The sequence below is a fragment of the Shimia litoralis genome (genome assembly GCF_005518135.1).
Classification (GTDB): Bacteria; Pseudomonadota; Alphaproteobacteria; order Rhodobacterales; family Rhodobacteraceae; genus Shimia_E; species Shimia_E litoralis.
Genome location: NZ_SULI01000022.1, coordinates 1 through 13,929, shown reverse-complemented (window position 1 = coordinate 13,929; position 13,929 = coordinate 1). Strand labels below are relative to the sequence as shown.

Genomic DNA, 13,929 nt, shown 5'->3' with positions numbered 1-13,929 from the left:
GCCCTCATTGCTAAGAATGCCCAGGCATCGATCCGAGGGGACAGGACTGTGATGGTACGCGGACCGTCAGGCTCCTATGAGGTCACATCTCGCCCGTTGCCGGGGCGACTTGACGGTCGACACGTCAACACAATGACACGTGGTCAATCGTAACATGGGTCAGGCCATCAAGCCGCAATACCATACTCACAGTCGTAACAATTACCTTTACCACTCATTGAGACCTTGAATCCATGCTTGGACAGGCTTCGTTGGTACTCGTTGGAACAGTATCGCGACCCGCGATCCGTATGATGAATGCAATCCTTGGGCGGCTGTCGCAGTGCCACAGCCATATCTAACGCTCGGATCGCCAGATCCCGCTTCATCCGGTTACTGACGGCCCAACCGATGACGCGGCGAGAATATAGATCAAGGATAACGGCCAAATACAACCAGCCTTCGCTGGTCCAGATGTAGCTGATGTCACCAGCCCATTTTTGGTTGGGGCCATCAGCTGAGAAGTCCTGACCCAGTAAATTTGGTGCAATGTTGAACGTGTGATTGCTGTCCGTTGTCGCCTTGTATTTCTGGGTTCTGATAATCTTGATGCCATTCTCACGCATCAAACGACCAACGCGACGGTGCCCGACATTCAAGTTCAATTCTTGTAACTCTTCGGTCATGCGCGGCCGCCCATAGCTTTCCAGGCTGAGGCGGTGCTGCTCACGGATATGGGCCAAAAGCACCATATCATCACGCTGACGCTGGATCATCACGCTGACGCTGGCTCATCGGGCGCACTCGCCAAGCACGAAACCCACGCGATGTGACCTGCATGATGTTACATAGAAATTCGACAGGCCATTCTTCTTTCCAGGCTTCGATGAAAGCAAATCTCATTGATTTTGGCCTGCAAAGAAGATGGTGGCCTTTTTTAACACTTCCCTCTCCTCGCGCAGAAGTCGGACTTCTTTGCGAAGGCGGGTGTTCTCTTTCTCCACGTCCTCGTGCGGCCCGGACATCAGATCGTCATGCTGATGCTTCTGAACCCACTTATTCAACGTCGAAAGGCCAACACCCAAATCTGATGAAACCTGTGGTCGTGTTAAGCCGCTGTTGATCGCGATGCGCACTGCATCACGCCGAAACTCGTCTGTGTATCTCTTTGCCATTCCATATCTCCTTCATTGCAAACATTGCTCGAAAGAGACCGGAACTAAACCGCGACAAGACCAGTGCTGTCGCTGCCATAATCGTTCCCTTCTAAGGGAAGATATAGGGTCTAGGACGGTCATATCAACGCTGGGTCGCTCACACCGCCCGCAGCTGATCCGCCCCGACGGCCACTCGGGTCTGACCGCCCATGAGCTCCATCAGGACCCAAACCCGGCGGTCTGGCGCGATTTTTTCCACCTCTGCCACGAAATTGGCAAAGGGTCCCTTAGTCAGCGTCACCTGATCGCCAGGCTTCAAGAGCTTCGGTGGCAGCAACTTGCCCTTGGCGTCGAAGCGCAGCATGAGCTGCGAGACCAGATCAAGCGGTACCGCCGTCGGTTCTTTACCAAAGCTCACCAGTCGCGTGATGCCATGGGTTGAGTTGACCGTCCGCCAGAACCCGCGGGCCACATCGAAGGAGACAAAGATGTAACCAGGAAACAGCGGCCGCATGGCAGTGACGTACTTTCCGTTCCGCTGCCGCGTTTCCTCTTCCATCGGCAGAAAGGTGTTGAATCCCTGGCGCTTGAGGTTCTTATCCGCGATGTTGGCGCAGTTCGGCTTAAGTTGCGCCAGAAACCAGCTTGTGCCGCGATCGTGGAATGTCATCTCGGACCCTCATTAAAGCTCTACCGTCCCCATATCGCTCGAACTTAAACAGATGCAAGTAGGGTTTTCCAGAAGGTGTGTGATATTTTGATGAAGACGCTGGCGCACCCCGCCCTCAGCGCATTGATATAATGGGATAATCCAGCACAATCAGCTTGATACGTTTTGCAGCCCGAGCAAACGTCCGACCGACTTGAAGACGGATCGGAGGCTGAGTTGGACGGGAGTGGCGAGATTATCGAGTTTCGGGCGGCGCAATATGTGCGCATGTCGACCGAGCACCAGCAGTATTCAACGCACAACCAGTCTGACAAGATTCGCGAATACGCTGAAAAGCGCGGCATCGAGATCATTAAGACCTATGCCGATGACGGCAAGAGCGGGCTTTCCATCGGGGGGGCGCGCGGCTCTCCAGCAGTTGATCGCGGATGTGGAAACTGGCGCGGCCTATTTCAACGTCATCTTGGTTTACGACGTCAGCCGCTGGGGGCGTTTCCAAGACGCCGACGAGAGCGCGTATTACGAGTACATCTGCAAGCGCGCCCGCATCAACGTCGCCTATTGCGCCGAGCAGTTCGAAAATGATGGCTCGTCTGTCTCGACCATCGTCAAGGGCGTCAAGCGCGCCATGGCCGACGAGTACAGTCGAGAGCTCTCGGTCAAGGTCTTCGCCGGCCGATGCCAGTTGATTGAACTGGGCTTCTGCCAAGGCGGCGCGGCAGGCTTCGGGTTGCGCCGGGTGCTCGTAAATGAGCGCGGTGAAATCAAACGCGAGTTGAAGCGTGGTGAGCACAAATCGCTTCAAACCGACCGTGTCATCCTGATGCCCGGGCCCGACGAGGAAGTGGCCGGGGTCAACAAGATGTATCGATGGCTGATCGAGGAAGACCTGTCCTTCCGCGAGATCGCCGTCCGCCTGAACGAGGAAGGCGTGACCACTGATCTGGACCGGCCATGGAATTCCGGCACGGTGCGTACGGTCCTGACCAACGAGAAATACATCGGCAACAACGTCTACAACCGTTCCTCCTTCAAGCTGAAGAAATTGCATGTGGAAAACCCGCCCGACATGTGGGTGCGCAAGGAGGGCGCCTTTGAGGGGATTGTGCCGCTGGAGTTTTTCTTGACGGCGCAAGAAATCATCACGGCGCGGTCGGCGCGCCTGTCGGACGAGGAGCTGCTGGATCATCTCAAACGGCTCTATGCCGACGCAGGCCAGCTTTCCGGGGTGCTGATCGACCAGACGCCGGACATGCCCTCGTCCTCGGCCTATCGCAATCGGTTCGGCTCGCTAGCTCGGGCCCATGAGATGATTGGCTATCGCTCGGACCGGGATCAGGAGCGCATCGCGCTCAACAAACGTCTGCGCTGGCGGATCCGGTTTGACCCGATGCGTTATCAGGCAGACGTCACACTGGCGGTGCGGCTCGACCCCGACAGCCGCGAGGAGCTCGATTACTACCTGCCGCCCTAGCTCGATCTGCCCGGGCAAGAAATCCGGCTCTGCAAGCGCACCAGCATGGCCTTCGAGGCCTTCAGGTTCGAAGACCTCGGCTTTTTCTGCGGCATGGCTGAACGGGTCGGCATTCGCCGGAAGTGGGGATGAGAGGCGGGATGATGGAAACCCCCAAGAGTACAAAACATGAACAATCACGCTGGAAAAGGAAACCAAGCACATGATGACTGACACGCCCGAGAGCGTCACGCTTGTCCCCATCGACCGAATCGAGGTCCTGAATTCCCGGGACCGCAACATGAAGGTCTTTGAGGAGATTGTGGAAAACATCCGGTCCATCGGCCTCAAGAAGCCGATCACCGTGACGGAGCGCGAGGGCGCCGATGGGGCGCCCGCTTATTTGCTGGTCTGCGGCGAAGGCCGATTGAATGCCTTTCGCCTGCTGGGTGAAAGCCACATTCCGGCGCTCGTGGTCAATGTGACCGATGAAGACGCCTTCATCATGTCGCTGGCAGAAAATATAGCCCGCAAAGGGCATCGCCCGCTGGAGATTTTGGCCGACATCGAGCTTTTGCTGGCGCGACTACACCATCGACGACATCATCACCCGCACAGGTCTTTCCGAGAGATATGTCCGCGACATCGTCTTTCTGCTGGAAAAGGGCGAGGAGCGCCTGATCGAGGCGGTGCAAAACAGCACCATCCCGCTGACCACGGCGCTGGAGATCGCGCGCGCCAAGCATGACGACGAAAACCTCGGCGACATGCTGGAATAGGCCTACAAGACCGGACAGCTGAAAGGTCACCAGATCACGGATGCCAAGCGGCTTATTGAAAAGCGCCGCGAAAAGGGGCCCAAGACCAGCGGCGATCGCCCGAAACTGCCGAACTCAGCGCACTCGCTCGTGAAAACCTATCAACGCGAGGTCGCCCGCCAGCACAAGCTGATGCTGAAGGCCGATCATGCGCACCAGCAGCTGCTTTTGGTCATCCAGGGACTGAAGCGCCTCTTTGCCGATGAGCACTTCGTGATGCTCCTACGCGCCGAAGGTCTCGACAGCCTGCCGAAATACCTCGCCGACCGCATTGAAACCGCCTGAAACCTGAAAAGGAACATCCTATGAATGCCCTCAGCACCGTGAAACCACTTTACCCCGGCGCCTTTCCTGAGACCGGCGCTGGCGAGAGCGACGCGCCCTACCCCACTGCCCCGTTAAATCTGACCCTCGGCTTTGACCTTGAAACCGTCCAGATCCCACTGGAGGAACTGATGCCCTCGAAAAAGGTGCCGGACGGCATGATGACCACGCGCAAGTTCAAGCAGATTGTGTCTTCGGTTCAGGAAATCGGTCTGATCGAACCGCTCTCGGTGATCAAGCCGGACCCGGATGCTGCAGGGTTTCTGCTGCTCGATGGAAACTTGCGCGTGCTGGCGCTAAAGGAGCTGGGCTAGGACACAGCCCCCTGCCTTATTGCCAAGGATTTTGAGGCCTACACCTACAATCACCGGATCAACCAGCTTGCCACGGTGCAGGAGCACTACATGCTGCGCCGCGCCATTGACAAAGGGGTCAGCAGGGAACGGCTGGCACGGGCCTTCAATGTCAACCTCTCGGCCATCAACAGTCGGATCAACCTGCTGCACGGAATCTGCCCCAAGGCGGTGGAACTGCTGCAGGACCACCAGTTCACGCCGGATGTGACCCGGCACCTGCGCAAGATGAAGGCCGCCCGGCAGATCGAGGCGGTCGAGCTGATGATCGCGGCAAATACGATCACCGCCGCCCATGCGGACGCTCTCCTGAAGGCCACGCCGCCGGAACAGCGCACCGACTACAAGCCGCCGCAGCCGGAACAGCCCAAGGGCGATCCGCTGGAACAGATCGTCAAGCTTGAGCGTGAGATGAGTCAGGTGCAGGAAAAGTACAAGCATGCCGAGGAGAACTACGGGTCCGAGTTGCTAAATCTGGTCGTCGCCAAAGGCTACCTGAAAAAGCTGATGGAGAACGAGGCCATCCGGTCCTACGTGGCGCGACATGCGTCAGAGATCCTCGAGCAGTTCGAACTGGTGCTGAACACGCTCAGCATGGAGGAGGCCGTGGAACAGTTCGGACATGAGCAAACACCTGCGTCAGCAGCTGTTGAGTCCCGCTTAGACTCAGATAATGGGGGCAACTTGCCCACTGGCTCAAGCTCGCTTACTGATCCTCAAGGATAGTATGGGCAACTGCCTTGCCCCGAGCATAATCGTGAATGGGACCTTTCCAAACACAAACCGAGGACGCGACAGATAGGCTGCAGACATTGATAAATAAGCCCAGAAAACGCGAACAGCAGTCCAGCGCTTCCGCCATTGCGATGACATATGCACGACAGTTTCTTACCGGCGCAGCGCAGTTAGGTTTAATCCTAATCTCAGCTCGTACATTAGGAGCCACGCAAACTGGTCACTTGGCTCTCGCCTTGGTTTTCCCGAAAGTATTGGCTGCGTTTCTCAATTTGGGGATGGGAAGCGCAAATGTTTATTTCATAGCGTCTCGACAGGTCGCACCTCAGACGGCATGGGCATACGCCCGCAATTTGACGACCATCATGTCCCTGCTCGGCCTGTGCCTCGGCGCAGTTGTCATAAGTATTGCATCCGAGCTCTTTTTTGCCGGGATTGATGAAAGCGCATTAGCGATCTCTCTCATCGCATTGCCATGTATTCTCTTGGTTTCTGCTACAGCCTCAATCCTGCAGGGCATGCAAGATTTTCCAGCTTTCAATAGAGCTGTTCTTTTTCAGCCGGTGCTTGCGTTTTTTGGCGTGGTCATTCTATGGCTGTTCGACACCGTCAACCTGAAGCTTTTGATCATATTGGTCAGCTTATCTCACGGGATTGCTGGAATTTCTGCGCTCGTTGCTCTCAGTTTACGCATACCACTTGTTAGTGGCGGGGTCCCAACAGGTCAATATGCACGCAAGGCTTTCGGATACGGCGTAAAATCCCACTTGAGCAACCTACTTACGTACTTAAACTACAGGACCGACATTTTTCTCGTGAACGCTATCGCAGGCCCATCAGCTGCAGGGCTGTATGCAATCGCCATACGATTAGCTGAACAGGTTTGGCTAATTTCACAGGCATTTGCGACTATTGCTCTCCCCCGGTTTTCAACACTGACGATTACGGACAATGCACGAAACAAAGTTGCGCCACAAATGGCTAGAATAGCTCTTTGGCTGACAATATCTGCCGCAGGTCTCCTGGCAGTATGCGCTGAGCCCCTTATCGCTCTTCTGTTCGGCGCTGAGTTTGTTGCTTCCTCTGCAACATTTCGAATTTTGTTAATCGGTGTTGTGGCATTGTCGGCATCTCAAATTCTGGCCAGTGACCTGGCATCTAGGGGGCTTGTAGGGATGAACCTTACAATCATGGCGCTTGTGCTTTTCGTGAATATTGCCGGCAACCTCAAATTGATTCCAGAATATGGAATTGAAGGTGCTGCGATGGCAACAAGTGGTGCGTTCGCAGCAGGATTGGCCGCGCGACTTTTTCTGACCTCTATGCTATTTAACACAAAATTGTGGTCGCCTCTCGCCCGATCGGGCTCAGAAATTAGGAACATTTATAGAGACATACGCGGTCACAGACATCACAACAACAGATAGGCGAGTATCGCGATGGGGCTACATCGAAGCAGCTTGTGTCGACAGGATCGTTCAGTTATGAACTACATGCAAGGTTAAGGTTTTCCATGGCGGCGCGTACTAACCCCATGAGCATGCTGTAGCGTCCCCTGAGAAGCCACGAAAGCAGGTGCACGTAAGAAGCAAGCCGGCTTCTGTGGGTGCCTAAGGAAAACCTCTTTAACCTTCGAATTTTCCCCTTGTTTGCGCGCGCAGCATTTGATACCGTTCAAAGTTGAACGTTGTGGATTTTTTTCAACATCACCTATGCATCCAACAAGGCGCCCGCGGGCAACCCTTGTGCGGTAGCCTGAGGAAATACTGAAATGACCGGCAAGCGCACCAAGCTGCAAGAAGACACGCATTTTCGCGTGCTTCGCCTCCTGCAAGAAAACCCAGAGATGTCCCAGCGTGAGCTGGCAGAGGCGGTCGGCGTCAGTGTTGGCGGGATCCACTATGTGCTGAACGCCCTGATCGACAAAGGGCTGGTGAAATTGGGGAATTTCACCGCCGCTGAAGACAAACGCCGATATGCGTATGTTTTGACACCGAAAGGAATTGCTCGGAAGGCAGCGCTGACGCGAGCGTTTTTGGTCAGGAAGATGGAAGAGTACGGGGCGCTGAGGGAAGAGATCGAGGCGCTGAATTCGGAGTTGGGAAATGATGAAGCGACGGCGATTTCAACAAAGCCTTAATGGAGTGAGTCGGAAGTGAATCAACGCAAAATACTCATCACTGGAACTGCCGGTTTTATCGGGTTTCATCTTGCTCGGCTGCTGCTGGCAGAGGGGTTTCGAGTGCACGGTTATGACGGAATGACCGACTACTACGACGTTACCCTGAAACAGCGACGCCATGGGATGCTGCTGCAAAACTCCGCCTTTTCTGCAACGGAGGGGATGCTGGAAGATCAGGTTAAATTCGACAAGCTCGCCGACGAATTCCAGCCGGACATCATCGTCCATCTCGCGGCTCAGGCCGGCGTGCGCTATAGCCTTGAGAATCCGCGCGCGTACCTAGACTCGAATGTGATCGGAACCTTCAACGTCATGGAGGCGGCCCGCCGACTTGAGGTTGACCATCTGCTCATGGCCTCCACATCCTCAGTTTACGGCGCCAACACCGAAATGCCGTTTATCGAAACTGAAAAAGCCGACACCCAGTTGACAATCTATGCCGCGACGAAGAAGGCCAACGAAAGCATGGCGCATTCCTACGCGCATCTGTGGAACCTGCCGACCACCATGTTCCGGTTCTTCACTGTCTATGGCACATGGGGGCGCCCCGATCTTGCGCTCTACAAGTTTGTTGCGGCAATGATCGAAGATCGTCCCATCGACATCTACAACCATGGTGACATGTATCGCGACTTCACCTATGTCGAAGACCTGGTGCGGGGCATTCGCCTGTTGATCGACGCGGTACCAGAGCGCCCCGAGGACGGTATCGTGCCGGAAGGCGATAGCCTGTCGCCCGTGGCCCCCTACCGCGTCGTAAACATCGGCAATTCCGACAAGGTCAAGCTGCTGGATTTCGTCGAGGCGATCGAGGATGTGCTCGGCAAGAAAGCCATCCGCAATTACATGCCCATGCAGATGGGTGACGTTCCGGCGACATGGGCTGATGCGACTCTTCTGCAAAGTCTGACGGAATATCGTCCGCAAACAGATTTCCGTGACGGTATTGCACGCTTCGTCGATTGGTACCGCGAATATTACAATGTCTGAGGTCAATATGTATTCTTTCTCTCTTGATGCCTCCAAGCTTGCGGTGATTGGCCTCGGCTATGTCGGGCTTCCCCTTGCCGTGGAATTTGGCAACCACCGGCCGGTGGTCGGCTTTGATATCAACACCAAACGCATCGAGGCCTTGCAGGCCGGGCATGACTCGACGCTGGAAGTCAGCGACGATGAATTGGCCGAGGCGGGCGACCTTCGGTTTTCATCGTCCCTCTCCGACCTCGAAGTATGCAACACGTACATCGTCACGGTTCCGACGCCCATCGACGACCACAAGCGTCCCGATCTGACGCCGTTAATCAAGGCGTCGGAAACCATCGGCAAGGTACTCAAGCGCGGCGACGTGGTAATTTATGAATCGACCGTCTATCCCGGGGCAACCGAAGAGGACTGCGTACCGGTTCTGGAACATGTATCGGGGCTGAAGTTCAACGTCGATTTCTTTGCTGGATACAGCCCAGAGCGCATCAATCCGGGCGACAAGACCCACCGCTTGACCACGATCACCAAGGTGACTTCTGGCTCGACGCCCGAAGTCGCAGATTTTGTAAACGACCTTTATGCGTCAATCGTCACGGCGGGCACGTACAAGGCCTCGTCGATCCGCGTGGCCGAGGCTGCCAAGGTCATCGAGAATACGCAGCGCGATCTGAACATCGCTCTAATCAACGAGTTGGCCATAATCTTCAATCGAATGAACATCGACACAGAAGCCGTGCTCAAGGCAGCCGGAACCAAGTGGAATTTCCTCCCCTTCCGCCCCGGACTCGTTGGTGGTCACTGCATCGGGGTCGACCCATATTACCTTACGTATAAAGCCGAAGCGATCGGCTATCATCCCCAGATAATCCTGGCAGGGCGGCGCCTGAACGATGGGATGGGTGCATATGTCGCTGGGCAACTGGTCAAGGCACTGTTGAAAAAGCGCATTCACGTGCAGGGCGCGCGCGTCCTGGTCATGGGGCTGACGTTCAAGGAAAACTGCCCGGATTTGCGCAATACCCGCGTTGTCGACGTGATCGCGGAGCTGGAGGAGTATGGCATTGTCGTCGATGTCCATGACCCTTGGGTCGACATTGCTGAGGCACAATACGAGTACGGCATCACGCCAATCGCCCAGCCGCAAGCGGGCGCATATGATGCAGTCGTTCTCGCCGTGGCGCACTCGGAGTTCGCAGCAATGGGTGCCGAGGGCCTGCGCAAGCTGGGGCGTGAGGACCATGTGCTCTATGATCTGAAATACGCCCTACCCACGAATGACAGCGACCTGCGGCTTTGAGGAACAAGGTGACCCCCATGAAGAATTTTGCACTTATTGGCGCAGCCGGATATATCGCACCGCGCCACATGGCCGCGATCAAGGCAACCGGGAATCGGCTTGTCGCTGCCTATGATCCGTTCGACTCTGTTGGCATCATCGACAGCCATTTTCCCGACGCCTATTTCTTTACCGAGTTCGAGCGGTTTGACCGGCATGTGGACAAGCTGCGCCGCTCGGCCTCGGACGAGGCGCCGGATTTCATCAGCATTTGTTCGCCCAACTACCTGCACGACAGCCACATCCGGTTCGCGCTTCGATCCGGGGCGAATGTGATCTGCGAGAAGCCGCTTGTGGTGAACCCGTGGAACCTGGATGCGATTGCCGAAATCGAACGTGAAACCGGCAATCGGGTCAATTCGATCCTTCAGTAGCGCCTGCACCCTGCTATCCTGGCGCTGAGAGAGAAGGTGAAATCCGAAAACCGCGATACCAAGCACGAGGTCGATCTGACCTATGTGACATCGCGCGGGCGGTGGTATCTGCAAAGCTGGAAGGGCGACGAGCACAAGTCCGGTGGCATCATGGCCAATATCGGTGTCCACTTCTTCGACATGCTTCATTTCATGTTCGGCAATGTACAGGAGTCCGCGGTGCATCTGCGCGACGAGACCCACGCGGCCGGCTATCTAGAATTTGAACATGCACGTGTGCGTTGGTTCCTGTCAGTCGAACTCGAGGATGTGCCGCAATCCATCCGCAACGCCGGGCATCGCACCTACAGATCCATCCTTATTGATGGTGAAGAGTTCGAGTTCTCTGGTGGTTTCACCGACCTGCACCAGCGCTCTTACGAAGAGATTCTGGCGGGTCGTGGTTTCGGCATCGCTGACAACCGCGAGGCGATCAACACTGTTGCCGGTATGCGCCACTGTGACCTCAGCCGCATCGGCGAACTGCACCCATTTGCCGCGAAGCTCGTCAAATGACTGTCCAGATCCACCCCAGCGCCATCGTCGATGACGGCGCGCAGATCGGTGACGGCAGCCGGGTCTGGCACTTTGCCCATGTTTGCGGAGGTGCTCGCAATGGAGAGGGCGTGTCCTTGGGGCAAAACGTCTTCGTCGGTAACAAGGTGATCATCGGAGATCGCTGCAAGGTGCAAAACAACGTTTCGGTTTACGACAACGTCACGCTGGAAGAAGGCGTGTTTTGCGGCCCATCTATGGTGTTCACCAATGTCTACAATCCCCGCAGCCTGATCGAGCGAAAAGATGAGTATCGTGATACGCTCGTGAAGCGCGGCGCGACCCTGGGTGCAAACTGCACCATCGTTTGCGGGGTAACGGTCGGTGCGTTCGCCTTTGTCGGTGCCGGCGCGGTTGTCCAGCGCGACGTGCCGGACTTTGCCCTGATGGTTGGTGTCCGGCCCACCAGATCGGTTGGATGAGCGCCTATGGCGAACGTCTGGATCTGCCTGCCAAAGGGCAGGGCGCGGTGACCTGCGCCAATACCGGCGATCGTTATGTTCTTGATGGAAGCAACATTAGCCGCCAGGAGATCCCGGCATGATCCCCTTCGTCGACCTAGCCGCCCAGCAAGACCGACTGCGCTCGGAAATCGACGCGGGCATTGCTAGGGTTCTGTCGCATGGCAAATACATCCTCGGCCCCGAGGTCCAGGAACTCGAAGAAAAGCTGGCCGCCTATACGGGCGCCGCGCATTGCATTACATGCGCCAATGGCACCGACGCTCTGCAGATCGCATTGATGGCCTTGGGTGTCGGGCCCGGTGACGAGGTCATCACGCCCGCCTTTTCCTATATCGCGACGGCAGAGGCGACAGTCCTGCTGGGCGCCAAGCCTGTCTATGTTGACATCGACCCGGTGACTTACAACGTCGATCCGGACGCTATCGCGGCGGCAATCACGCCGCACACCAAGGCGATCATTCCAGTTTCGCTTTATGGCCAACCCGCGGATTTCGACGTGATAAACGCGATCGCCGGTGCACAAAGCTTCGGTGCATCTTACAAGGGCCGCAAGTCATGCAGCCTGTCGACCATCGGCTGCACCAGCTTTTTCCCGTCCAAGCCGCTTGGCTGTTACGGAGATGGCGGCGCCGTTTTCACTTCGGATCCCGATTTGGGCAAAGCGATCCGCCAAATTGCCCGCCATGGCCAAGAAAAGCGTTATTATCATGTGCGCGTCGGGATAAACTCGCGGCTCGACACATTGCAAGCGGCGATCCTACTGCCGAAGCTTGCCGTACTCGACAACGAAATCGCCGCGCGCCAGGCCGTGGCTGAGCGCTACAGCACCGCCCTCTCAGCGCTCACCACGCCGATGGTCACCGAGGGTACCGTAAGTGCTTGGGCACTATACACAATCCGCGCGGTAGAGCGCAACACGGTACAGACGGCGTTGCAGGCGGCCGGCGTACCCACTGCGGTGCACTACCCCGTGCCCCTGAACCGTCAGCCCGCCGTCGCCGCACCGGCCGCGGTGGTGCCACATTCCGACGCAGCGGCCAAGGAGGTGATGAGCCTGCCTATGCATCCCTACATAGAGCCGGAGACGCAGGACCGGATCATCGCGGCCGTCTTGCAAGCGGCTCTGAAACCGGCCGGCGCCTGAGCCGGAAGCGCCCGACGTGCTGCCATGTCTCACTCTCCAACCGGGTTTGCCCGCCCCGCGACGCAGCAGTGCAGCGACGCTGCGCGCGATACGTGGGGAGGTCGGCCAATGATCCAGCGCCTGCGCAAGCTGATATCGAACGACGTTTCGTTGCTCGTCGCCGCCGGAATGGCCGCCCAGGTGGTCAACCTCGCCGCCTACCCGCTCTTGACCTTCTTCTTCACCCCGGCGGACTTCGGTCTGTACAGCGCGGTGGTCGCGGTCTCCACCTTCATCGGTGTCGCCCTGCTGCTCAGGATCGAAACGCTCTACCAGATCGCGGACGCCGAGGAGGAGGAAGACCACCTGATTGCGGCGCTGACGGTGTCTCTGTTGCTGACCCTGGTGGTCTTCATCGTGGTGCTTCTTTTTGGCGCCCAGCTGATCGGCTTGGCGGTCGAAGATTTCGAACCGCAGAACTGGCACTGGAGCTATGCCATCCTGATAGCGCTGCTCACCTTCCTGAACGGCTTCTTCTCGTTGGCGCGCGAATACAACGCCAAGAACGGCCGCTACGGTCGCCTCGCGGCGGATCGCGGTCGAGAAATACGACGTGCGCAAGGTCAACCACGTGATGATAAGGGCGATGGACCTCTAGCTTTGGCGTGGCGCCAGGCTAGAGTGATACCGAAAGATCAAGTTGTGCCCGTGCTGCCAGCGGTTGAAGGCCAGCAAAGACAGTAATCCACTCGGTCGAGGGCAGGGGGGCGTCGTCGTCGGAGCCCGCCAACCAGATATTAAGACGTTCCTGTGCCCGGCGCGCCGCTGCCAGATCACCCAGCACCAGCGCATGGATGCCCGCCGCTGTCGTTCCGGTGGCCCTGACACGGACGGTGCCCAGCGGCAGGATCGAGAAATCGGCCACAGTGCCGCCGGTTTCGACGTAGAGGGCGATGGCAACCATGGGCAGGTCGGTCGCATCATCCGGCGTCACCGGAAGCGCGTCAGTTGCGGGACCATGAATGGAACGGGAACGATGGGCAAAGGGGTTCAGTTTGGAGCCTTTTCACAGGGGGGAGCATGGCGGCTCCCGCGATTGAAGTTCAGCGAAAGATCGCGCAAAAAGGCTTCGTTCGGGTTGATAGACCGTTTAGAGTGTTAGGAGTTCAGTAATTGATTAAACGAGCATTGGATATTTTGGGCGCGGCGATTGGGCTGATCGTTTTCTCCCCAATTCTGATTGTCATTTCGGTAATGATCAAGCGCGAGATGGGTTCGCCTGTCCTATTCCAACAAACCCGGCCCGGTCGCGAGGGTAAGCCCTTTCAAATGATCAAGTTCCGCACGATGCGCGACGCGATTGACGCCGATGGCCGCCAGCTT

At 56.9% G+C, this 13,929-nt stretch carries 16 protein-coding genes and 3 pseudogenes; 16 read left to right on the top strand and 3 right to left on the bottom strand.

All coding sequences use genetic code 11. The features are described from left to right. Positions 1 to 191 precede the first annotated feature (191 nt). Both FAP39_RS17830 and nusG read right to left on the bottom strand, forming a co-directional pair. A pseudogene (locus FAP39_RS17830) lies at positions 192 to 1,154 on the bottom strand (IS3 family transposase); the annotation flags it as partial. Positions 1,155 to 1,293: 139 nt separating this feature from the next. Then, positions 1,294 to 1,806: a transcription termination/antitermination protein NusG gene (nusG, locus tag FAP39_RS14210; protein ID WP_138017046.1), complete on the bottom strand. Its 513-nt coding sequence runs from the start codon at positions 1,804 to 1,806 to the stop codon at positions 1,294 to 1,296. Positions 1,807 to 2,073: 267 nt separating this feature from the next. On the opposite strand from nusG, the pseudogene FAP39_RS17825 reads away from it, so the two are divergent. From FAP39_RS17825 to FAP39_RS14155, 15 genes and pseudogenes are all read left to right on the top strand, one after another. After that, positions 2,074 to 2,136: pseudogene (locus tag FAP39_RS17825) on the top strand (recombinase family protein); the annotation flags it as partial. Between the two features lie 37 nt (positions 2,137 to 2,173). Continuing rightward, on the top strand, positions 2,174 to 3,280 hold the full coding sequence (locus tag FAP39_RS14205; RefSeq protein WP_425471435.1) for a recombinase family protein: 1,107 nt from the start codon (positions 2,174 to 2,176) through the stop codon (positions 3,278 to 3,280). Between the two features lie 202 nt (positions 3,281 to 3,482). After that, positions 3,483 to 4,007: a ParB N-terminal domain-containing protein gene (locus FAP39_RS17690; protein ID WP_212743431.1), complete on the top strand. Its 525-nt coding sequence runs from the start codon at positions 3,483 to 3,485 to the stop codon at positions 4,005 to 4,007. Between the two features lie 160 nt (positions 4,008 to 4,167). Further along, positions 4,168 to 4,362 carry a hypothetical protein gene (locus FAP39_RS17685; protein WP_212743430.1) on the top strand — a complete coding sequence of 65 codons (195 nt, stop codon included), beginning with the start codon at positions 4,168 to 4,170 and terminating at the stop codon, positions 4,360 to 4,362. 20 nt (positions 4,363 to 4,382) lie between these two features. Then, complete coding sequence (locus FAP39_RS17680) at positions 4,383 to 4,715, top strand: ParB/RepB/Spo0J family partition protein (RefSeq protein WP_212743429.1); 333 nt, start codon at positions 4,383 to 4,385, stop codon at positions 4,713 to 4,715. An 18-nt stretch (positions 4,716 to 4,733) separates the two neighbouring features. Continuing rightward, entirely contained in the window at positions 4,734 to 5,480 is a 747-nt protein-coding gene (locus tag FAP39_RS17675) for a plasmid partitioning protein RepB C-terminal domain-containing protein (RefSeq protein ID WP_342777193.1), read from the top strand. An 86-nt stretch (positions 5,481 to 5,566) separates the two neighbouring features. Continuing rightward, complete coding sequence (locus FAP39_RS14190; RefSeq protein ID WP_171006870.1) at positions 5,567 to 6,916, top strand: oligosaccharide flippase family protein; 1,350 nt, start codon at positions 5,567 to 5,569, stop codon at positions 6,914 to 6,916. A 344-nt stretch (positions 6,917 to 7,260) separates the two neighbouring features. Then, positions 7,261 to 7,629 carry a MarR family EPS-associated transcriptional regulator gene (locus tag FAP39_RS14185; RefSeq protein WP_138017044.1) on the top strand — a complete coding sequence of 123 codons (369 nt, stop codon included), beginning with the start codon at positions 7,261 to 7,263 and terminating at the stop codon, positions 7,627 to 7,629. Positions 7,630 to 7,644: 15 nt separating this feature from the next. After that, entirely contained in the window at positions 7,645 to 8,661 is a 1,017-nt protein-coding gene (locus tag FAP39_RS14180; protein ID WP_138017043.1) for an NAD-dependent epimerase/dehydratase family protein, read from the top strand. Then, entirely contained in the window at positions 8,654 to 9,952 is a 1,299-nt protein-coding gene (tviB, locus tag FAP39_RS14175) for a Vi polysaccharide biosynthesis UDP-N-acetylglucosamine C-6 dehydrogenase TviB (RefSeq protein ID WP_246059171.1), read from the top strand. Before FAP39_RS14180 ends, tviB begins: the two co-directional genes overlap by 8 nt. A gap of 17 nt (positions 9,953 to 9,969) precedes the next feature. Then, positions 9,970 to 10,365: a Gfo/Idh/MocA family oxidoreductase gene (locus FAP39_RS17925; RefSeq protein WP_281280267.1), complete on the top strand. Its 396-nt coding sequence runs from the start codon at positions 9,970 to 9,972 to the stop codon at positions 10,363 to 10,365. A gap of 36 nt (positions 10,366 to 10,401) precedes the next feature. After that, positions 10,402 to 10,920 carry a Gfo/Idh/MocA family oxidoreductase gene (locus FAP39_RS17920; protein WP_281280266.1) on the top strand — a complete coding sequence of 173 codons (519 nt, stop codon included), beginning with the start codon at positions 10,402 to 10,404 and terminating at the stop codon, positions 10,918 to 10,920. Further along, a pseudogene (locus tag FAP39_RS14165) lies at positions 10,917 to 11,503 on the top strand (acyltransferase). The gene FAP39_RS17920 and the pseudogene FAP39_RS14165 overlap by 4 nt, the downstream one beginning before the upstream one ends. After that, a complete protein-coding gene (locus tag FAP39_RS14160; protein ID WP_138017042.1) occupies positions 11,500 to 12,567 on the top strand; it encodes a DegT/DnrJ/EryC1/StrS family aminotransferase in 1,068 nt (355 codons plus the stop codon). The pseudogene FAP39_RS14165 and the gene FAP39_RS14160 overlap by 4 nt, the downstream one beginning before the upstream one ends. A gap of 108 nt (positions 12,568 to 12,675) precedes the next feature. Beyond that, positions 12,676 to 13,290, top strand: a complete 615-nt coding sequence (locus FAP39_RS14155; RefSeq protein ID WP_138017041.1) for a lipopolysaccharide biosynthesis protein — start codon at positions 12,676 to 12,678, stop codon at positions 13,288 to 13,290. On the opposite strand, the gene FAP39_RS17820 is transcribed toward FAP39_RS14155, so the two are convergent. Next, the gene (locus tag FAP39_RS17820) at positions 13,223 to 13,600 is read right to left on the bottom strand and encodes a spike base protein, RCAP_Rcc01079 family (RefSeq protein ID WP_425471436.1); all 378 of its coding nucleotides are present in this window, start codon (positions 13,598 to 13,600) and stop codon (positions 13,223 to 13,225) included. The two genes, FAP39_RS14155 and FAP39_RS17820, sit on opposite strands and share 68 nt — an antisense overlap. Positions 13,601 to 13,719: 119 nt before the next feature. Between FAP39_RS17820 and FAP39_RS14145 the strand changes: the two genes are divergently transcribed. Next, on the top strand, positions 13,720 to 13,929 hold a 210-nt coding region (locus FAP39_RS14145), incomplete at its 3' end, for a sugar transferase (protein ID WP_138017040.1).